This window comes from Bacillus sp. DB-2, assembly GCF_003315125.1.
GTDB lineage: Bacteria > Bacillota > Bacilli > Bacillales > Bacillaceae_G > Bacillus_A > Bacillus_A mycoides.
On record NZ_QNRN01000005.1, the window covers coordinates 21,461 to 43,546 of the forward strand.

Below are 22,086 nucleotides of genomic sequence, written 5' to 3' on the forward strand. Positions count from 1 at the left end.
TATCCAAACGACCTTTTTCATACAAGCTTATAATTATACTTCCCACCTATCCTTACGGTTTAGCTATTTCCTGCATAAACCCAGCCATGCTCGCTAATAAACTAGTGAAAACGAAAAGTACAATAATAAGAGGGATAAGTTTGTCTTTATTTAAATTCGTTATCGTTTTTAAACCTATTCCTAATAAAACGTAATACCAAATATTAAATATATCTATTCTTTGAGCGATTGTATGCAAGATCATATTATCTGTTGCTATTGCACCTAAACCTGTATACGATATCTCATACCCACTTAGAGAAAATGCAATTAATCCGTTTAAAATCATCCCTAATCTTAATACAAACGAAGCATAAATGATTATCGGGAATGTTTCTTTATAGTTAATATCAACTCCAAAGAAAATCATAATGTTCTTATAGAATATAGGTGCAAAAAGTATAGCTACGATTCCACTGACTGCTGAAAATCCAAATGTAGTAAAGAAAGTTATGTATTTCGGAACAGTAAATCCCGTTTTATCATGAAACATGCTGAGTGCAGGATTATTTAAAGAATTCCAAGACATTAAGGCACTTGAAATTATAATAAGCACAATTAAAAGAGCTAACGGGAAAAATATATTTCTTTGATTCTTCATCCTTTTGAATTGTAGTGTTGGTGAAGTGAATATCCCAATAATCGATGGTTTCCCTGAAATCTCTTCCTGTATAAGACTACTAGCTTGCAAGAAAATCCCCCTTCCTCATTACATTTATAACTCCTCCCACTTCGTCCACACTTCTCTCCCATTTATATGGTACATATTATCCTCTCGATCCATAAAACCGTGCACAATAAACTCTCGTCTAATCGTACAAAAATCATCATGATATTGTTTTATGAATGTATTAATTTCTTTTTCCGTATACTGATTTTCAGCGTTTAATTTGCTCACTAAATACTTTAACAATACTAGTTTTTTCTTCTTTTGACCTGGAATCGATTTTAAACGATCCTCTTTATCGAAAAAATTGCGAATGGTCGTATCACGAAATTTCATTTGGCTTTCGGTCATTTTGTTGTCCTCCATCAGTTTTTATGTAATAAAACTTTATTGTTTGTCCTTACTATGTTTCTTCATTCTTTTACTTACAACATCCATAAAGTAATACCCAATCATTAACACGTAGTAGAATGTAAGTATTCCAAATGTATCTTTCATACTTGTATATTCTTCTTTATGAAACAAGATAGGTGAAAGGGTGAAAACAAGAAAGAAGATTAGCGGATATAAGATAAAATAGTAAGTAAGGTTTCCTTTCATCGTATCAACTCCTCTATTCTAGTTTTCTCTGTAAATTGTTGTAATTCCTTTTCTTTTGTTTAGACTGCAATCAGAAGTTAAAAGCAATAGCTCCAAAGACAAATTGTTTGAGCCTCTAGAATAGCCGAATTAATGAAGAAAATAAAAAATCTATTTTCTAAAACATTGGTGTTATTGCAAAGGACTTTTGTATTATAAATGTATAGTAAAAAATTTATAGGAGTATAAGTAAATAGAATACGAAATTGTTGATGACGGAAAAATCCCAAGAAACATTCATTTCCATTTATGAAGAGGTTCAAATTTCGAGTTAGTTTTAAATATAATGAATGGAGAATACATAATGGACAATTTATTTAATCAAATTGCAACTTTTTTTAACATATCATTACCTCAAGAAATGATGAATGCTTTCAAAAATCCAATCTATTTGCAGCACAAGAATGACTTTTTAATACGCTTATTATCCTTTGAAGAAGCCATGGAAGTGTATTTATACCTACATGAAGATGTTACTATTTCAGAAGTTTTCCCATTATGGACAGATGATAACTCCAATTATGTAGGTGTTTACATGTTAGGGCCGCTATCAGGCAGAGTTTGTTTTATAGACCATGAAGAAATGGATTTGTCCCCAGTATATCCTAATGTACAAACGTTAATAAACACTCTATTAGAAAGTCCTGAAGTCGATTGGTATGAACTTCCAAAACATTATCCTTGTTCCAAAGAAAATACGGATGAATTGCAAATACAGCAAGATGTACACACCATTAAAGAATTGAAAAACCTTCTTAAACAACCTGAATTAACTGAAGAAAAAAGAGCTCACTATTTATTTTCAATTATGGCTTTAACTCCTTACGCGCAATTGCATGAAATACTTCCCCTCTTGGACGACCCGGATATGTGGGTACAAGAGAGAGCGGCTGAAATTCTAGGTTTCCATAGATACGTACCAGCTAGCGAAAAACTAAATTGGGTTAAAGAACATGGACAACATAACGGGAAATTGGCAGCTGAATTAGCATTAAAAAGAATAAAAATGGAATTAAAGAACTAAAATAAAAAGAAACACTAACATAGTAGACTGACCTATACAAACGATAAGTTAAAATAAAAAAGCACCGAAAAGGTGCTTTTTTTCTACGCTTCAATCGATTGATTTTCAGCAATATTTTTAAATTGTCGTTTGTGCATCCACGTTAATGAAGCAATTGTTCCAAGTGATAATACAACGATAAAGATCATGAGTATCCCTATATTTTGCCACATGAAGTTAAAATCACCGCTTGATACGACTGCTTTAAATCCTGATACAGAGTATGTCATCGGTAGCCAAGCATTAAATGGTTGTAAATACTTCGGAATCAACTCTAGCGGGAATGTTCCAGCACTTGTTGTAAGCTGAATAATTAATGTGATGATGGCGATGAAACGCCCTGCGTCACCGAATGCTGTTACTAAACATTGAATTAATGAAATAAACGCTAAACTCGTAACAATACTAAAGAGTATGAAGTATGGAATACTTTGTACTTCTACACCTAACCAGAAAAGTAATATGACATCTGCTACTATTGCTTGAATAATACCGACTGATAGTAAAACACCAAACTTACTAATAAACCAACTAAATCCTGATTTCGGAACACCGACTGTATCGCGTAATGGGTAAACGATAGATAATAGTAATGCCCCAACGAATAAACCGAGTGATAAGAAATACGGTGTGAATCCTGTTCCGTAGTTTGGAACTTCCGCCATTTTCTCCGTCTTCACTTTTACTGGGCTTGCAAACATATCATACGTTTTATCCGTTCCTTTTACTTCTCCTGTTTTTTCTGCACCTTCACCAAGTTTCTCAGCAAGTTCACCTGAACCATCATTTACTTTCACAAGTCCATCTGTCACTTTTCCGGATCCGTCTGTTAGTTTATTTACTCCGTCGATTAGTTGGGTTGAGCCAGTTGACATTTTATTTAGCCCACCATTTAGAGTACCTAAGCCAGTTGTTACTTGACTTGAGCCATCTGCTAATTTAGTTACTCCTACTGATAATGTGCCTAAACCACCTGTTACTTGACTTGAACCGTCCGCTAATTGATTTATTCCACCTGCCATTTGGTTTGCTCCTACAGATAACGTACCTAAACCGCCTGTTACTTGGTTTGAGCCATCTGCTAATTGATTTGCTCCTGCAGATAATTGACCTAATCCAGCTGTCACTTTTCCGGATCCGCTTTGTAATTGCGTTACTCCATCAATTAATTGAACCGATCCATCTTTTAATTTATCAGCACCTATTTTTACTTTATCTAATCCCTCACCAAACCCATGAAACTTACTAACAAATTCATTTTGTGCGTAAGTTAGTTTCTCAACACCAACTGCCAGAGTTTTCACCCCTGCTGGATTTGGTAATTTGTTTTGCAATCCATTTGTTGTTTGATGTATTTCGCCTGTTAATTGTTTTACTTCTTCATTTAATTTATTTGTTCCACCTGCTACTCCGGCAGCTTTTTGCTGAACTGTCGCTGTACTTTTTACAGCACTTGTTATGAATGGTTGTAACTGCTCTTGATATTCTTTTGGTAAACTTTCAATTTGCTTTTGTAAATTCGCTACCTCTTGCGCTGCATTTTTGGCATCTCCTGCTGTTGATTGTGTAAGTTCATTTAACTGATTTACATTCGCCCCAGCTCCATCTATTTTCTCATTTACTGTATTTAATATAGAAGGAACTTTCGACTGCATTTCCTCTAAGCCTGCGGCAGACTTTTGTACGTTACTATTTAACTCTTGCAATCCCTTTTGAATTTCTTGAGAACCTTCCTCTAATTGACTTTGCCTTTCAGCAAGTTTTCCCATACCATTTGATAGGTCAGTTGTTCCTGTTTGTAATTCACCAGATTTACTTACTAGTTTGTTCAAGCCACCAGTCACTTTCTCAGATCCATCACGCAATTCACCCGTTTTGCTATTTAACGTATTTAAACCGTTCGTTACTTTTCCTGATCCGTCTACTAATTTTCCTATACCTGTCTGCATTTCACCTGTTTTGCCATTTAGCGTATTTAAACCGTCTGTTACTTTTCCTGATCCATCTTGTAATTTTCCTATACCCGTTTTGCTATTTAATGTATTTAAACCTGCTGTCACTTTTCCGGATCCATCTTGTAATTTATTAGATCCATCTGCTAATTTCTGAACTCCATCTTTCATCTCTCCAGACTTCCCTTGAAGTGTATGAAGGCCATCCGTCACTTTACTTGAACCATCATGTAACTCACTTGATCCGTCGTGTAGTTTATTTGCCCCTTCTGCTCCATCTGCTAATCCTTTTGAGACGTCTTTAATGGAATCAAACATTTTCTCTGCATATGTTTTCGTTAACGTGCTTGATACTTCACCTTTAATTTTTTCAATTGCTGTTCCGCCAATTTGTGAAGATAAGAAGTTTAAACTTTCATTTGGAATGTATTCTAAGTTTAATGGTTTCGGATCGTCTTTTAATAACGTTGTAGCGTTACTTGAGAAGTCATCTGGGATACGTACTAACATGTAATACTTTCTGCCTTCCATTCCCTCTTTCGCTTCTTTTTCACTTACAAATTCCCATTTAAAACTTTTATTATCTTTTAAGTTATCAACGAGCTCTTTTCCGACCTCAATTGGTTTCCCATCAAATACTGCACCTTTATCTAAATTGACTACCGCCACTGGCAAATCATCTAACTGTTTATACGGATCCCAAAAGGCCCATAAAAACATACCTGCATATAAAATCGGTACAAATAAAACCGCAATGATTGGGATTAATATTTTTTTACTTTTTATAATCTCTGCAAATTCTTTACTAAGCAACTTATGCCATTTCATAATTTATCCCCCTTTTCAAAAATGACCAAAATGTATTTTTAGTCATTTTTACCCAAATAAAAAGGCTATATCTGTTCATACATATGCCTTATCCCCGAATTTATACTATGCACATTTTCATCTACATGATTATATTTAACCATCCTCCTTATACGATTGACCAATTTGTTCAATTGGTCATTTTTTATAATATTAAAAGGATTATCTTAATTTGACAATCCTTTTAGTAAATAAAGTTCGAATAATTCCGATATTTTTTCTTTTTCTAACGGTTCATGATTTTTTTCCCAATCAAAAATAAGCGATACGTATAAGCGAAGCATAATAAATGCTGTAATTTCTGGATCACATTTGCTAATTTCACCTTTTTCAATCGCAATCTTTAAATACGATTGAATGACAGAAACGATTTCCACATCTACTTGTTGCATCACTTCTTGTACTTCTTTCGTTCCCATATCACGCTCTTCTTGAATTAATTTAATCATGAGCTGATGTTCTTTTCTAAATTCTAATATGCTATATAGTGCTCTATGTACATTTTCAAAAAATGAAATATCTGAACGAATTGCATTTTCTGCAACTTGCTTCATCTCTGTAATTAAATTAGAAATAATTTCACCAAATAGTTCTTCTTTATTTTTGAAAAAAGTATAAATCGTTCCTTTTCCTACATTCGCTAACTTCGCAACTTGATCCATCGTTGTTGCTTTATAACCGAACGCTGAAAAAGACTTTGTTGCAGCTTCAATAATAGAACGTTTTCGATCTATCGCCACATCGTCACCTCCAAAAATGACCAATTGGATAATATAGTCAATCAGTACATCTTTGATATTACCACACGCTTACATTCTATACAAGTTCTCTTTTTTATTATTCCCAGTATAAAAAAATTCCAGTCAATCTATATAATACTGTCATAGTGTATCAGAAAAAAAGGAGAAAGGAAAAGATGTTCTTCAGATATAATTTTTATGAACACCTTTTTCTTATTTCAGTTTAGAAAGCTTAATTTTGTCTAAACTAGAATTCAATATGTCCTTCCTTTTCCTTTCACTCTGACAATTTTCTTCTACAGTTAAACCTTACCTAACAACAACAAAATTCCTCTTTTTCTAATAAACAAATAAAAAAACAAGAAAATCCTTACATTTAATAGTAATATAGAAAGTAGACAGATTTATAAAAATAGTGGAGGCTTTTTCAGTCATGATGCGTGCGCTTCGTTTAAATATAAGGCAAGCTTTTTGTAATCGTGTTTCTTTAATTATTATGTTTAGTGGATTAGCTCTTATTTCTATTTATCATTATTATTATGTAATTCGTTATTTAGGAGACGCAACGAATGGGGCTATAGCAACTGCTTTTAAATGGATCGGGTTTCGTAATAATGAAATGGATATTTATTTATTATTAATGCCTGTTATTGCAAGTTTACCATTTAGTACGAGTTATAATTCCGATAAATCCGATGGTTTCAAAACTTTTATAAGTAAGGAAATTTCCCTATTCTCGTATTCCTTTACAAAGTATATCGTTACATTTTTCTGCGGTGGATTTCTTTATACTTTACCGTTCATTCTTTCTTTATTACTTTGCAAATTAACAATTCCAAATGGAGATCCAACTGTCGGTACTAGCATGATAAATGGCAACGGAATGTTCGCAGAGTTATATTTCTCTTCTCCCATCACTTATATTTATCTATATATTGGGATTAATTTTTTATTCGCTGGTTTAATGGCCCTCTTAGGTTTAGCAGCGTCCACATGGTCACAAAAGGATTACATGGCACTTCTATTCCCATTAGCAGTTACTTCCATTCCTTTCGTCCTGCTAAATACAATATTCCCTACAATAGGCGGAGCACCTATTCACTTATATGATCCAAAACAACCATTACACGGGATGTCACCATACATTTTACAATGTACATTTTTCTTCCTTGTCAGCTTATTTATGTACATAAAAGGATTACAACGGGACAAAAAAAGATATATGAGAAGACTTCAAAAACGAGATCGATGTAGAAAAGCTTTTCAGCCATTGTAAAAACCTAATTTCCTCACGTTATCTTGGAAATTAGGTTTTTTTATTCATTTACGGCGTACCAGCCAATCCCCACAAAATAACAACAGCCGCAAAATAAATTGCTTTAATAGCTACCACTAAACATAATGCAATAATTGCATATTTACTTAATTCTCTTCTTGCACCGATTAAAGTAAAAATAACCGCCAAACTAAACGTTATATAGGAAGATGCTGTATGTATTAAGTTATACGTAATGTCTAAACTTTGAGTAAGCCCTGTTACATCAGCTACAAATTGGAGCATCACGATCGTACTAAAAAAAATTGCAAGCCGATTCATTAACTTTCCATTTAACCATGCTTGCATCTTTAACCTCCTCATTATAAAAACTGAATTTTTAATCAATTTTAACATGATTTTTACAGAAAAAGAACGCTTAGTATATTTCTAAGCGTTCTTTCTCGACTATTTAAGAAGCCTTCTTCAAATCAATTTGAACAAGTACTGGATCGTGGTCACTTACACGTCCATGTTCTTTCATAATGTTTGAGTTTAAGTGTACAGGGTCTACAATTGTGTGCGGTGCGATGTTGTTTGTTACTAAAATATGATCTAGCACTTGTGCGTTACCTTCATGAATGTACGTGTAGCGGTTCTCTTTCGGCACTGTGTTTAACATATCTTTTAATATCGTTCCCTCTAGTGCTTCTAAAGGTTTAGAGAATTCAAAGTCATTCATATCACCTAATACAACAACTGGTGCATTTGTATTCTTTTCTTGAATACCTTGTACGAAATGATTCACTTCTTGTGCTAATTGAACTCGTTTTTCTTCACTCTTTAATACGAGCGGCTGCACTTTTCCAAATGGCGTTGCATCTCCTAGTTTTGAGTTTAAGTGATTTGAAATGACAACAACGTTTTGTCCTTGGAATGTAAATTCTGCAGCTAACGGTTTACGTGTACTTTCAAATAAAGGATTTTCGTCTCCAATACGAACTACATTTTTATCTAGTAACTTCGGTACTGTCGCTAATTTCACACGAGATGGGTTATAGAAGAAACCGACGCGAATATTCGCTCCAGGTGCCCCGCCGTCTTGATTGTTGTTCGGCGCAATTTCTACATACTCATACTTCGGTCCACGAATTTCTAATACAGCATCAATGATACGTTTTGCGCTTAAAGATGCATCAGTCGTACCGTCATTGATTGCTCCATTATTATCTTGCATCTCTTGTACACCGATAATATCAGGCATTTTTAAATTATATTTAATAGAATAAGCTAACGCTTTCACTTTTTCATCTGTTGTTTCTTTTTTGTTCGCTGAGAAGTTTTCAATGTTATATGTAGCAACTGTTAACTTATCAAGACGCGGCTGAATATTTGCCCCTACTTGCTTAAATCCGCCGTCCACTACAGATGGTAATTCCGTTACTGGCGAAATGCGGAACGAACCGTAGTCATATCCTACTACGCCTGTTATATCTCCAGTGAACGTATCGCCTACTTTCGCGACATAATCACGAGGTACTTTTACAGAAAGGCGCTCTGGATTTAATTGCTCTTTATCTAATAAAGGTGTACCATACTTCGTTACTACTTTATCTCCGCCATTTTTTACTGTTACATATAAATTACCGTTTTTCTGCGGAGCGATAATTTTTGGTGTTGGTATCGTAACGCGCATACCTTCTACACTTTCATAAAAGTCGATTGCATCTTCATTTGGATCAAATAGACCGAATGCATCATTATCGATAATTTGATCAGGGATTTTTACACCGTTTTCTCCTAATACAATCGGCGCTGGTAAAGGTTGCTCTTTTGCGATTACAGCAACGCGACTCGCCTTAATTTCCGTCGTCGTTAAGTCTGTCTCAAATCGCTCTGCATATCCAGGTCCAACATATTCTTCTACTTCTCCATCAACTTGGACAAGATCTCCTACTGCTACATTCGCATCTTTTTTGTATACGTAAATACCTTCAGAAGTAGCTGGATCATTATCCGGCTGATTATCTTCTATATAAAAACCATTTTTATCAAGCGCTGTGACAACGCCCTCCACATTGTTTACTTTCTTCCCATTGTAAGGAGAAATATGTGATTTCCCTTGAATATCATGAATACGAACTGGTTCATTTGTTACGATTATAAATGAAAATGTCGAAACTGCTGAAGAAGTAAGCCCTTCTTTTTCAGCGATTGCTTTCACTACACTATTTTCATTCACTACAATTTGTCCTTTATAACGAACATTTTTATTTGTAGGATTAGAGCCATCTAACGTATAGTAGATTGTTGCTCCTTCTGTATTCGTTGTTAATGTTACTGCTGTTCCTTTTGCGACTTCCCCACCATTTGGTGATGCCACTACATCGCTAACGCGGTTTTGTTCTTCTCCTTGAAACTTATGAGCTGTTACTGATTTTAAACCTGGGCTACCGAAATATAACTCAAGCGTCCCTGTCAACCTAACTTTCTTTCCGATATTTTCAGGATGGTCTTTCACATTTACTGCCGATCTCACATCGCCTTTTGGCAATTGAACAGGCATGATTTTGTCTGGATTCGTTTCGTTTGGCGAATCGGCAATTGCCACGTTTGTGTCGTCAAACTTAGCCGGATCTTTCGTGTATTTAGAAGGACTTTGCGTATACCCAACGATATATCCTTCCACTATCCCCTTCGTTTTCCCTTGCTGCTTAAATACTTGAATTGCTTTTTCTACTGACATAGAAGTAGTTTCTTCCGCCTGCGCTAAAGTTCCAGTAAATGAAAGCAATAACATCAATGATAAAAAGACACTTAATAATTTCTTCACAGCCATTTCCCTCTCCCTAATTCATATTTTCTCAGCATTTCTATCATATCAAATGATTCGTTATATAGAACTATATTTCGACAAGTTTTACACAAAATTTATTTAATTTACAAGTTTTCAAACTATAATACAAAATAATAATTTTACACCTTCTACGAATGCGCTCTATAATGTTAGAGAGAGAAAACAGAAAATATAGAAATTTAATTGGCATGTAAAATAGATTCATTTGAATAGGAGTGATTGGATGGAAGTGCAAATAGAAACATACCGCGCAGCTATGAATGGAACATTAGAACGTCATTTTTCAGATATGATTGCTGTTATACCAACTAAAATTACAATTGAACAGTTAAAACAGCGGCTAGAAACTATCTCTACTAAAGTTGATGAGTTGAAAATTGTTTATAGTGATGAGATAAGCCTTATTGTCGAGTTACATATGGATGAAAAAATCATACCGTATGAACTGCATATTGATGAGGCGAATGACCCAGAAGAATATAAAATGTACAATAGACAAGATTCTACAATCGTAGATCGTAATTTTGAAGATGCTGCTTATGGCACTGAAATTTTCACTCGTACGCTATTTGTAGGCGATGTGCTGGGCTGCTTTTTCCAGCAGTTACAGTTTCTATGGAACCTCGCCCCAGACTTGTTATTTGTAATCGATTCAAGTGCCGCAATGAAAGTGATATCTAGAAGCTATATTGAATATCACGTTGAAAATGAATTATTACCTGACATTCCTGACTTGTATGTTATTCATTCCGTTTATGAAGACGATAAAGAAGGTGAGCCTACGCAATATTGGTTTCATACACACGGCCTTTTAAGAGCAGGCGTAACAGAAATAGAATTAATTATTCCAAATCGTATTTCTTCCTATTACGGCATTGGTGATCTCTTTCAAACATTTGCTAATAATGCCGTTGAGAATGGACAAGTCCCTATGAATGAGCCTATCGTTATCGCGCATAGTCAGCAAGGTTCTATACATACAGTAGCTGTTCCATGGGAAAAAGGATTATCTTATATTGGGCATAAAACGAGTATGGATCAATTATCTTCAATCGAGGATGAAGAAGTGAAACTACAACCAATAGATGCACAAAACGTATTTCTTGGCGGGATGGATGACCGAGATGAATACCATCAATCTCCATCCGTTCTCTTATTCAAGTTTAATACTTCAGAAGAATATATTGAAAGTTTTTTCAAAGAACACGAGGAAGCTACAGGGCTCATGTTCTATAAAACAAATAGTGAAACTGATCGTATGGCTTATAATGCGAAGAATACTTTCGGGTATTTCAGCAACATTTTTCACATTGAACAATCAAATGAAGATTTTCGTTTCCTCGCTAAGTTTGGTGTCTCCTACGAAGAAGGAAAAAGTGAACATATGTGGTTTGAAATGCAAAACATTACCGAAGATTTCATTCAAGGAATACTCATTAATGAACCATATTTTATAGAAGATATGAGTGAAGGAAATAGTTATCATTTAGATTTTGATAACTTAACAGAGTGGGTTATTTATGCAGGAGATGCCGTTATAAAGCCAAATAACTTATATATGTTTATTGGTGAATAAGTATTTTATATAATAAACAAAACGCCTTCAATATAATTGAAGGCGTTTTGTTTGAAATATTTTAATGTGCGACTAATTTAGTCTCCATTACTTTCTCTAAATGAAATAACACACGTTTCGCCGCTAACTCACCTTGCTCAATACAAGCCGGAAGACCAGAACCAGCGTAAGAACTACCTGCCAAATACACACCTGGCAATTCTTCCTCCATAAATGTTGTGAGCTTTTTCATTCGCTCTTTATGGCCTACTGTATATTGAGGCATGGCTTCTTTCCAGCGGCTTACAATTGTAAACTCTGGATCCTCTGTAATATCCATTGTCTTTTGTAAGTCTTCGAGTACGAGCTGCACAATTTCTTCGTCAGTTTGTTCAACAATCGCTTCATCACCTGGGCGTCCGACGTAACAGCGAAGAAGCGTTTTTCCTTCTGGCGTTGTATGTGGCCATTTTTTATGTGTCCACGTACACGCTGTAATTGTATAATCACTATTTCTTGATACGACAAATCCGGTACCATCAATATCACTCTGAATTGCAGACTTTGGGAAAGCAAGTGCCACGTTTGCAACTGATGTAGACGGAATGTTACGGAAGAAACGAAACTGCTTATACTGCGCAAACATAGATGGCAATACTTTATGCGGCGTCGCAACTACAATCGCGTCTGCTTCCATTTCTTTTCCGTTACTAAGCGTAATCGTATAACTATCACCAAGTTTTGCAACCTTTTCGATACGAGTTCCCTTCATTACCATATCATTAGGAATCTTCGTTTCAAGAGATTCTACTATAGATTCTAAACCCGTTTTCACAGTTTTAAAGATTCCTTTTTTCAATTCAGCCTTCTCTTGCTTTGGAGCGAGCGTACGCATACCGAGTGAAATACTACGGTGCTCCTGTTCAATTTGATAAATTTGAGGGAATGTTGACATTAAACTCATTTCATCAATATCCCCTGCATAAATACCAGATAATAATGGCTCAATTAAATTTTCAACAACTTCATTTCCAAGGCGATGCCTGAAAAACTGCCCGAGTGATTGATCAGAAACTGGTTTTGATCTAGGCATTAATAAATCAAAACCAGCTCTTAGTTTACCAATTGGGGAGAACAATCCGGAAAATAGAAACGGCGTAATTTGCGTTGGAATTCCCATCATTGAACCGCTCGGCATTTTATGTAACCGATTGTTTACGAGAACGAACGATTGACCGGCCTTATTATTTACAAGTTCAGCATCAAGTCCTAATTCTTTCACTAATTTAGCTGCGCTCTCTTTTCTTGCTAAGAAAGAATCAGGACCGCGTTCAATTGTAAATCCATCTTTTTGAACGGTTTGAATTTTCCCGCCAAGTTTACCAGACGCTTCTATAAGCAATGCATCTATCGGCAAGTTTTTTTCACGAATTTCTTTTTGTAAGTTATACATTGTTGTCAATCCTGTGATGCCACCGCCGATGATCACAACTTTTTTCCTCAAGTAAGCTCCCCCTTTCTACTTACATTACAGATTCTTTTTTCTTTAATACAACATCTGCTAAACAGTCGATAAATGCGTCCGATGCGTTTGGCATTTCTGGACGATAATATTTCGCGCCAATTTCATCCGTTACCACTTTACACTCAAAGTCATTGTCATATAAAACTTCTAAATGTTCCGCAACAAATCCAACTGGTGCATATACGAATGAATTGTAGCCGTGCTTTTCATTTAATTCTCTCGTTAAATCTTGTACATCTGGACCAATCCAAGGATCTGGTGTATTTCCGGCACTTTGCCAGCCAACTGCATAATTTGCTACTTCAGCACCACGTGCAATATAGTCAGCTGTTTCGTTTAATTGATCTGGATATGGATCGCCGAGTGCGATAATTTTTTCTGGTAAGCTATGTGCAGATACGATTAACACTGCTTTTTCACGTTCTGCTTCTGACATACCGTTATATATACCTTTCACTGCATCGACCCAATACTGAATAAATTTCGGTTCTTTGTACCAGCTATCGATGCCGTGAATTGTTAAGTTCCCAAGTTTTCCTGCTTCTTCTTGCGCTCGTCCTACATACGACTTCACGCTAAAAGTAGAATAGTGAGGGGCAAGAACGAGTGCAATTGCATCTTCTATTCCATCTTTATGCATAGCTTGTACTGCATCTTCAATGAACGGTTCAATATGTTTTAAACCAAGATACATGTGGTACTCTACTTCATCTTGAACTTCATTTAAACGCGTTTCTAACTTTTTAGCTTGCTCTAATGTAATAGTAGCTAAAGGAGAAATACCACCAATTGCACGGTAACGCTCTGTTAAATCTTCTAGCATTTCAGGACTTGGCTTTCTTCCTCTGCGAATATGTGTATAGTAACGTTCAATATCTTCTTCTTTATATGGCGTTCCGTATGCCATTACAAGCAAACCAATTTTCTTTTTCATACAGACAATCTCCTTTACTTCGCTAACTGTTCTTTAGAGTACTCATGAATAAATGTAGTTAAGCGTTTTAATGTATCTGGATTTACTTCTGGGAATACGCCGTGACCTAAGTTAAAGATATAACCTGGCTGCTTCATCCCTTGATCTAAAATACCTTTTACATGTTCTTCAATAACAGGCCAAGGTGCTAATAAGAATGAAGGATCCATATTTCCTTGTACCGCCTTGTGAACACCACGTGCGCGTGCTTCTTCGATCGGTAAGCGCCAATCTAAACCTACTACATCAAGCGGTAAGTCGTGCCATTCATTCACTAAATGTGCAGCACCTACGCCGTGCATAATCATTGGAACACCCACCTTACGAACTTCTGCAAAAATACGCTCCATCGCTGGTTTAATAAATATGCGGTAATCCGCTACATTTACTGCTCCAACCCAAGAATCGAAAATTTGAACCGCTTTTGCTCCTGCATTAATTTGCGCTTTTAAATATGTAATAACCATATCTGCAAGCTTATCCATTAAAGCGAACCAAGCTTTCGGCTCTGCATACATAAACGCTTTCGTATTATGATAATTACGAGAAGGACCGCCTTCAATCATATAGCTCGCTAACGTAAATGGAGCTCCTGAAAAACCGATTAACGGTACATCTAACATTTCTGTCGTTAATAAACGAATTGTATCTAGTATGTAAGGTACGTCATCTTCTGGATTGATTTCCCCTAATTTTTCTACGTCTTGTAAAGAACGGATTGGATTATCGATAACTGGACCAATGCCAGATTTAATTTCCACATCAACACCAATTGCAGGTAGTGGTGACATAATATCTTTATAAAGAATTGCTGCGTCTACGTTATATTGATCAACTGGCAACTTTGTAACGTAAGCGCACAACTCTGGATTATGTGTAATTTCAAATAAAGAATAGTTCTCTTTTATCTTTCTATATTCCGGCTGTGAACGACCTGCTTGACGCATATACCATGCTGGTACATACTCTGTACGTTCCCCCCTACATGCTTTTAAAAATGTCTCATTTATAGTTCTTACCAAGACCCTAGCTCCCTTCCTTACCAATGCTTTTTCTTTAAATATGCTCTATTCCGATATTTATCTTTTTTTACTATACAGCTTGTAAAAACAAAATGCATAACATTATGTACGTTGTTCATTAAATTGACACAAACGTTCGTAAAAACGTTTACTATTTTCACAACATTCTTATTATAGCACAGAGAAAAACTACGGTTTAGCTACTTTTGACTTTTCTCCTTCACGGTTCGTTTGTGTGTTATATGGCACAACGTAAAAACTTGGTTTTGAGAATATATTAATAAACTTTTCCTCATATTTCCCTGTTCCTTTTGCCGTTCCAACGTGAGTATGAATTCCTTTTTCAACTTTATAAATCCGGTACATAATTCTCTCATCAGGAAGCGGCGTCCAGCTTAGTTTCATTGCAAATAAACCGAAAGGACTAAATGCTAGTTTTGCTTCCACGTTTTGAATCTTATCTAAACGAATTGGCAGTCCAATTGTTTCAACACCTTTTGGCCTATGAAAACTCGCTTTATCTTGTATATTTGCTTTCGTTAAAATCTTTTTAAATAACATCGTTGCAGATGCATTTCCATCTTGTAATTGATGCTCTTTATCGGTGCGGTCATAGCCAATCCAAACTGCACCTACTAAATTCGGTGTATATCCAACGAACCACATATCACGCGCACCATTGTCATCATTCGGCAGTGAAGTTGTGCCTGTTTTTCCAGCTAAAGCTCCACTATATACGCCAGCTTTCGCCGTACCTTCTTTCACAACTCCTTCAAGCATCTTTGTCATATACCATGCCGTTTGCTTCGAAAAGACTTTCGTTTCAGCTTTTGATGATTCTCCAATGACTGCTCCGTGTCTATTTAATACTTTATCGATAACGTGCGGTTCGATAATATTCCCGTTTGCTAAAAAAGATCGGTACATTTTTACAAGATCAAATGGAGACACACCATTTTTCAGCCCGCCAAGTGCTGTGCTTAAACCTGAGTCCGCAATATGAACATTCCCTTTCTCTAAATATTGCTTTCCCTCATCTACCCCTAATTCATTTAATAAAGATACAGCTGGCACATTTGCTGATTCTAATACCGCATCGTACATCGTCATCTCTTTCGTATACTCATGATTATAATTTCGAGGTTCATAACCTTCAAACGAACTTTTTTCATTCGTTAATAAAGAATATGGATTATATTTCTTCGTCTCAAGTGCAGGTCCATATACGATAAGCGGCTTTAAAACAGAACCAGGCTGCCGCTTTGCAAAAACGCGATTAAGCCCTCTCGGAACATACTCTCTTCCGCCAATCGCGGCTTTAATTCCGCCAGTCTGATTATCCATTAATAAAAATGCACCTTGCGCCCCGTTTTCTTTACCAGGGAAATTTCTCGCATCTTGAAACTGGTTATATGCTACCTTTTGAACTTTTTCATCCATCGGTACGACAAACGTATATCCTCCGCGCAGTACTTCTTGATGCGATAAACCATATAAACGCGCCGCTTCATCTATAACCATATCGATATACGGCATATATGCGAGTTCACGTTCATCTGAATTTTTATAAAGAGCGATTGTTTTCCCTTGGTAACGAACACTATCTTCCGCTGTTAAATAGCCTTGTTTATGCATAAGTGACAAAACAAGATCACGGCGCCCTTTACTCTTTTCTAGGGATAAGTACGGTGAATAGCCATTTGGCGCTTTCGGAAGCCCTGCAAGCATAGCTCCCTCTTCCACTGTTAAATCTTCTACATTTTTATTAAAATACAACTTTGCTGCCGCTTGAATACCATATGCCCCATGACCGAAATAAATATGATTCATATACATTTCAAGAATTTGCTGCTTCGTATATTTTTGCTCTAATTGAAGAGAAATTGCGACCTCTTTCAATTTACGCGTAAATGTTTTTTCGCGAGTTAAAAAGACATTTTTAGCTAGTTGCTGCGTAATCGTACTACCGCCTTCTACCTTCTCTCCAGCTAACGCGTCTTTATAAAGCGCCCGAAATATAGAAGGGTAATCAATTCCTTGATGCTCATAAAAACGAGAATCTTCCACAGCAATAAATGCTTGCTGCACGTACTTTGGAATTTCTTCAATCGGCACGAGCTCTCTATTTTCTACATATAACTTCGTAATTTCTTTTCCTTTCTGGTCAACGATACGTGATGAAGAGTGGAAAACAAGCTGCTTTTCATCCATCATATAGCCACCAGTTAACACAATAAGTTTATAGAGTACAATCGCTACTACGAACGTTGCTATCCCGCCTAATAAAGTCCACTTTGCTTTCTTCATACATCGGCCTTCTTTCCAAATGATGGTACATTTATTATTTGAAAAAGAAGTATCTTTATGTATATAATCTTCGAAGTTTTTTAAGAGAATTGATATAATAGAGACAAACCATAAAGGGGGCATTAAAATGAAGGCTATTATTTCATACGAAACACCTCTAGAACAAGCACATTTCACTGCAAAAAATAACGAAAAAGATATGTTTTATAAAGAAAATACTGAAGAATCTGTGGAATCCACACTTCAGTATGACGTATTAGACGCTGTTGGAGAATTTAAAGGACAACCTGGCTACATCGTTTGTAACAACATTTCTGTAACAGACGAAGGTCGCCCAGTATTTGAAAACCGTTTTAAAAACCGTGCTGGTCTAATCGAAAATGAGCCTGGCTTCCAAGCAATCCGTGTTCTTCGCCCATTAAGTAACGATACATATGTCATCTTAACGATGTGGGAAACTGAGCAAAACTTTAAAGACTGGACGGAATCACGTTCATTCGAAAACGCTCATAAAAAACGTCCTGCACAAGCAGAGGGACAAGCTCAGGCTCAGGCGCATCCACATGCAGAACAGCAAAAAAGCATTTTCTCTCGCCCGTCGTTCGTGACTACTTTTGATGTGTTAGTTTAATTTTCGGAGTTCGGAGTCGGCGGTATATGAAATTATATCGGCGATTTTTCGAATATATCGACTTATCGACAAATCACGACACAAATAAAGGAAACACCATTACACGGTGTTTCCTTTTTCTTTGTACCAATTATATATGCGAAGCGCGTCTTCTTTTCGCATATGCTTCACTTCATAACCGCGCCCAGCTACCGCTACAGGAGTAGTACATAATTCATCTTTCCTTTGAAAATACGATTGATTATAGCCCACTGCTTGAACATGTCTTCGTCGCATCATTCCTGTATATTTCGCAAAATCACGGTACACGACCGTTAGTTGATTTTCTCTTATTGCATAGCCGCCACTTTTATATCTAGCATACGCAAGTAACGAAAACACGATAAATAACGGTAAAAGAACAAATAAAGTGATATATTGTTTAAAATATATACTCACGCCGACAATTGGAACCGTGAGCATGATACTTATTAACCAGCCTATAATGAAATAACGACGCAACGCTGTTTTTGGTAAGTGAACGATCTCCTCTTCGATTTCATAAGGTAACTCTAAATATGTGAGCAGGTGCTGTACATCTTTTTTCTTCATAAAAGGATGCAGCATCACTTCGTTACTTGCTGCTCCAATACTTTGAATTGCTTCCACTTCAACAGCACAATAACCAAATGGTTGGCGAAAAATACCTTCTTTCACAGTAATCGCTTGAATGCGGTGCAATTTTAAGACAAACTCTTTCTTTTCAAATAACCCTTGAACGATACAAATCTCTTCCCCTTTTCGCTCAATTTTAAAGTTTGCATATTTTAACACATATCCCGCCGTAGAAACAATCCATGAAATCGCCATTAAAATTACTGCAATTACAATTAGTTTATAGACACCATTCCCCATCACATACACTTCTATTTTATTTGTGAACCTTTCCGGAAGAACAAAATTAAACTTTGTGTAAAGAAGTACTAGTCCAGAAAACACTAGTCCCAACCGACCAGATGTAATCGCTGCTGCTAAAACTTCTTTCGATGTTAACTGATAAACCCTCTTGCTTTCTTCCTCTTCTATTTCTTCATTTACAGTAACTTCTTTCTTATGTAATAAAGAGATTAAATGTTTTGCCTCGTCTTCTTTAATACCAGCTAACATCACTTCTGGCTCACTACCGCCACCCGCTACTTCTATGTTTAACTTCGTAAGCCCAAGTAATTGATAAATAACGTTAGAAGACGTACTAATATTTTGCACACGGTCTTTATTTAAATAACTTTCCTTCTTCACAAAAACACCGTGTTTTATATGTAAAATATTATTCTCAATCCAGTACACTTTGAAATACCATTTGATTGCTGAAAAAATAGCCATAATGAATAAAACAAACAAAAGGAAAAGATAAAATAAATACCAAGGTTCCACTTGTTCGTCAGGTTTAAATAAAACAAGAATAATAAGTGGCAACAAACTCGCAACCCTAATACCTAATAAAATCGTGATCGGATGTTGCCTCTTATACATCCTCATCACTCACTTTCGCAAGTTCTCCAATTTGCCTTTTCAATTGTTCTGCTTCTTCTTTCGTTAAACCAGGAATACTATGAGAAGTTGCCGCTGTTGAAATATGTAATTCTGCTAAATTATACTTTCTCATAATTGGTCCTTGCTCAATCGTTACGTGCTGCACGCGGATCATCGGAATAAGTACGCGCCTCACAACGAACATTCCCTTTTGAATCTCAATCTCTTCTTCATTTAATCTGTAACTATAATAACGTTGACGTAAATTTGGAAATACAAAATAGTCGAGTGGTATGTATATAACTGCTCCTGTCACTAACAATCCAAACAACCAGCCCCACCAGTTAAAGTTAATCATAAAAAAGAAATACGCAATTACGACTGCTAGTATAACTGCCGCCCCAATTAAAGCATGAATTCTCCACACTTTTAGCATATTAGAATGAATCTCCCTCTCTAACGGCTGCATCTCATCACTCCAATTATATGAATTTATTAATTATATATTAGTTGTTATATACAGTTTTGTAAAATTATAGTTTCTTACATTGTGTCGAGCATTTCTTTAAAATCCCCTTCATTAATCGAATAAACATAAAGAAAGAAGAAGCAATAGCATCTCTTCTTTCTACAAATCATTTCTTCTATAATAGCTTTATTATTAAATATAAATTTCTTCTTTCCAACTACTAGATTTTGATTTGACCACAATTAAATTTTCACTTTCCCATTTTAATGTGCCTAAAAATCTTGAATACACCATTTCGTTACCTACCTCTTCCACCAATAATTGATCGCGAATCTTTAAACCCTTTTCATCGTACACCTCACATCGTAGTTGAAAACCTTTAACACGATGAATTCCTTTTAATATCGCTATCTTCTTACGGCTTGGGCTTTTTTTAGGTGTCTTTCCTACTAAAAATATCCCTTCATAGTTTCGTTTCACAATTTCTCCCAAAGACTCTTCGACATACTTTCTAACAATAGGTGGTGAGAGAGTAGAGTTTTCTTCAAGTCCGGGGATAACATATTGATGTACTAATTTACAAAACTCATTGTATTTCTCTTCAACTGAATCAAGTGTTAAAAATTCCATAAAATCGTAAGGAACATATACACAAATTTCACCTAAAGCTCTATTCACTTTATATGAAATATCAGTATTTTCATTAGCTAAACAATAGACAGTAACTTGCTCAATCTCTCCCAATCCCATTTCAAACTCGTTAATTTTCTTTGAGAAAATTAACTCAAAAATCCTAATTTCATGCACACGCGAATAATGTTTTTTAGGACGTTGTTTTTTCCAATCATAAAATTTTACTCCGAGCACTATAATTCACTCCTTTTAATAAAAAACACTACGAAAATAGTGTAATCTTTTACTTTCATAGCTTCACACATTCATTATATTAAAAATAAAGCTAGTTTTTTATAATTTTTTTGATATAATTACTTACGGGAAAAGGGAAGACATTTATCTTCCCTTGTGTTTTTATTTGCATCTAGTACTTTTGCTAGATGCTTTTTTTTATGCTAAAAAGGTACCCTCAAATACTTTGAGGATACCTTTCCACTTTTATTATCTCTGTTGTTTTCTACCTAATACGAGTAACCCAAAACTCATCATTATAAGAAGTGCTCCCATATATGGTTCCACAGGCATTTTCTGTCCTGTCTTCGGTAATTCTTTTTCAGGCTTCTCTGGATTCGTTGTTCCAGGTTCCTCCGGATTTGTTGTTCCAGGCTTCTCTGGATCTGTTGTTTCCGGTTTTTCTGGATCTGTTGTTCCAGGCTTCTCTGGATCTGTTGTTTCCGGTTTTTCTGGATCTGTTGTTCCAGGCTTCTCTGGATCTGTTGTTCCAGGTTTCTCTGGATCTGTTGTTCCAGGTTTCTCTGGATCTGGTTTTTCTGGACCTGGTGGTGCTAATTGACTCAATTCGTTTAATACTTCTAATTGAACTGAATTTATCATTCCTTTTGTAATTTCAAATGGAATTGGATTAGTTAATTTTTCATATCCTTTTGGTGCTTCTACTTCTACAAGTGTGTAGTTACCTACAGATAGATCTGAGACTTTTGCTTTTCCTTCTTTATCTGTTGTTACTCTCGCTACTACTTTACCTTTTTCATCATGAACTTCAAACACAGCTCCTGATAATATATTCTTGCTTTCAGCAGCCATTTTTGTAATTTCCACTGAACCTTTGTCTAACTGTTCATTCTCTACTTTCAATGATAAAACTTTCGTCATACCTTTTGTAATTTCGAATGATACTGGTTCTGTTAGTTCTTTGTAACCTGGTAAGCTTTCTTTCTCTACTAATTTGTACTTACCTACAGATAAATCTGAAATTGTTGCTTTTCCTTCTTTATCTGTCGTTACTTCTGTTACTACTTTTCCTTGCTCATCTTGCACTTCGAAGACTACGCCTTCTAATGCTTTTTGGTTCTCTTTATCTACTTTTGTAATTTCTAC

Annotated in this window: 19 protein-coding genes; 4 read left to right on the forward strand and 15 right to left on the reverse strand. The window is 35.7% G+C overall.

Annotated features, from left to right (window positions below; all coding sequences use genetic code 11):
- Positions 1–52: 52 nt before the first annotated feature.
- The 3 genes from yknW to DET63_RS09745 are packed head-to-tail and all read right to left on the reverse strand — an operon-like array spanning position 53 to position 1,306.
- On the reverse strand, positions 53–730 hold the full coding sequence (gene yknW / locus DET63_RS09735) for a YknW family membrane protein (protein ID WP_113936575.1): 678 nt from the start codon (positions 728–730) through the stop codon (positions 53–55).
- A 24-nt stretch (positions 731–754) separates the two neighbouring features.
- Positions 755–1,057 carry a DUF2087 domain-containing protein gene (locus DET63_RS09740; RefSeq protein WP_113936576.1) on the reverse strand — a complete coding sequence of 101 codons (303 nt, stop codon included), beginning with the start codon at positions 1,055–1,057 and terminating at the stop codon, positions 755–757.
- A 36-nt stretch (positions 1,058–1,093) separates the two neighbouring features.
- Positions 1,094–1,306 (reverse strand): hypothetical protein, encoded by a 213-nt coding sequence (locus DET63_RS09745; protein ID WP_113936577.1) that lies wholly within the window; start codon positions 1,304–1,306, stop codon positions 1,094–1,096.
- A gap of 343 nt (positions 1,307–1,649) precedes the next feature.
- Here DET63_RS09745 and DET63_RS09750 point away from each other — a divergent pair, with 343 nt between their 5' ends.
- Positions 1,650–2,369 carry a hypothetical protein gene (locus DET63_RS09750; RefSeq protein ID WP_113936578.1) on the forward strand — a complete coding sequence of 240 codons (720 nt, stop codon included), beginning with the start codon at positions 1,650–1,652 and terminating at the stop codon, positions 2,367–2,369.
- A gap of 83 nt (positions 2,370–2,452) precedes the next feature.
- Here DET63_RS09750 and DET63_RS09755 read toward each other — a convergent pair whose 3' ends face one another.
- Complete coding sequence (locus DET63_RS09755) at positions 2,453–5,188, reverse strand: YhgE/Pip domain-containing protein (protein ID WP_113936579.1); 2,736 nt, start codon at positions 5,186–5,188, stop codon at positions 2,453–2,455.
- 206 nt (positions 5,189–5,394) lie between these two features.
- Positions 5,395–5,967 (reverse strand): TetR/AcrR family transcriptional regulator, encoded by a 573-nt coding sequence (locus DET63_RS09760; RefSeq protein WP_061688996.1) that lies wholly within the window; start codon positions 5,965–5,967, stop codon positions 5,395–5,397.
- Between the two features lie 433 nt (positions 5,968–6,400).
- On the opposite strand from DET63_RS09760, the gene DET63_RS09765 reads away from it, so the two are divergent.
- Positions 6,401–7,243, forward strand: coding sequence for an ABC transporter permease (locus DET63_RS09765; RefSeq protein WP_016101578.1), 843 nt, complete (start codon positions 6,401–6,403; stop codon positions 7,241–7,243).
- Between the two features lie 48 nt (positions 7,244–7,291).
- Here DET63_RS09765 and DET63_RS09770 read toward each other — a convergent pair whose 3' ends face one another.
- Both DET63_RS09770 and DET63_RS09775 read right to left on the reverse strand, forming a co-directional pair.
- Positions 7,292–7,591, reverse strand: a complete 300-nt coding sequence (locus DET63_RS09770; protein ID WP_113936580.1) for a hypothetical protein — start codon at positions 7,589–7,591, stop codon at positions 7,292–7,294.
- 103 nt (positions 7,592–7,694) lie between these two features.
- Positions 7,695–10,061 carry a DUF6359 domain-containing protein gene (locus DET63_RS09775; RefSeq protein WP_113936581.1) on the reverse strand — a complete coding sequence of 789 codons (2,367 nt, stop codon included), beginning with the start codon at positions 10,059–10,061 and terminating at the stop codon, positions 7,695–7,697.
- A 241-nt stretch (positions 10,062–10,302) separates the two neighbouring features.
- Here DET63_RS09775 and DET63_RS09780 point away from each other — a divergent pair, with 241 nt between their 5' ends.
- Positions 10,303–11,655 carry a DUF4026 domain-containing protein gene (locus DET63_RS09780; protein ID WP_002125811.1) on the forward strand — a complete coding sequence of 451 codons (1,353 nt, stop codon included), beginning with the start codon at positions 10,303–10,305 and terminating at the stop codon, positions 11,653–11,655.
- A gap of 61 nt (positions 11,656–11,716) precedes the next feature.
- Here the strand turns inward: DET63_RS09780 and hemY are convergent, their stop codons facing one another.
- The 4 genes from hemY to DET63_RS09800 form a co-directional block, all read right to left on the reverse strand.
- Entirely contained in the window at positions 11,717–13,138 is a 1,422-nt protein-coding gene (gene hemY, locus DET63_RS09785) for a protoporphyrinogen oxidase (RefSeq protein WP_063217635.1), read from the reverse strand.
- A gap of 19 nt (positions 13,139–13,157) precedes the next feature.
- Positions 13,158–14,093, reverse strand: a complete 936-nt coding sequence (gene hemH / locus DET63_RS09790) for a ferrochelatase (protein WP_113936582.1) — start codon at positions 14,091–14,093, stop codon at positions 13,158–13,160.
- A 14-nt stretch (positions 14,094–14,107) separates the two neighbouring features.
- The gene (hemE, locus tag DET63_RS09795) at positions 14,108–15,154 is read right to left on the reverse strand and encodes a uroporphyrinogen decarboxylase (RefSeq protein ID WP_113936583.1); all 1,047 of its coding nucleotides are present in this window, start codon (positions 15,152–15,154) and stop codon (positions 14,108–14,110) included.
- 189 nt (positions 15,155–15,343) lie between these two features.
- On the reverse strand, positions 15,344–17,461 hold the full coding sequence (locus tag DET63_RS09800; protein ID WP_113936584.1) for a transglycosylase domain-containing protein: 2,118 nt from the start codon (positions 17,459–17,461) through the stop codon (positions 15,344–15,346).
- A gap of 127 nt (positions 17,462–17,588) precedes the next feature.
- Between DET63_RS09800 and hmoB the strand changes: the two genes are divergently transcribed.
- Positions 17,589–18,092, forward strand: coding sequence for a heme-degrading monooxygenase HmoB (gene hmoB / locus DET63_RS09805; protein ID WP_002087141.1), 504 nt, complete (start codon positions 17,589–17,591; stop codon positions 18,090–18,092).
- A gap of 99 nt (positions 18,093–18,191) precedes the next feature.
- On the opposite strand, the gene DET63_RS09810 is transcribed toward hmoB, so the two are convergent.
- From DET63_RS09810 to DET63_RS30430, 4 genes are all read right to left on the reverse strand, one after another.
- The gene (locus DET63_RS09810; protein ID WP_113936585.1) at positions 18,192–19,604 is read right to left on the reverse strand and encodes a PH domain-containing protein; all 1,413 of its coding nucleotides are present in this window, start codon (positions 19,602–19,604) and stop codon (positions 18,192–18,194) included.
- Positions 19,597–20,073 (reverse strand): PH domain-containing protein, encoded by a 477-nt coding sequence (locus DET63_RS09815; protein WP_113936586.1) that lies wholly within the window; start codon positions 20,071–20,073, stop codon positions 19,597–19,599. Before DET63_RS09815 ends, DET63_RS09810 begins: the two co-directional genes overlap by 8 nt.
- Before the next feature lie 192 nt (positions 20,074–20,265).
- A complete protein-coding gene (locus DET63_RS09820; protein WP_113936587.1) occupies positions 20,266–20,940 on the reverse strand; it encodes a hypothetical protein in 675 nt (224 codons plus the stop codon).
- Between the two features lie 249 nt (positions 20,941–21,189).
- On the reverse strand, positions 21,190–22,086 hold an 897-nt coding region (locus tag DET63_RS30430; protein ID WP_220182449.1), incomplete at its 5' end, for an MSCRAMM family protein.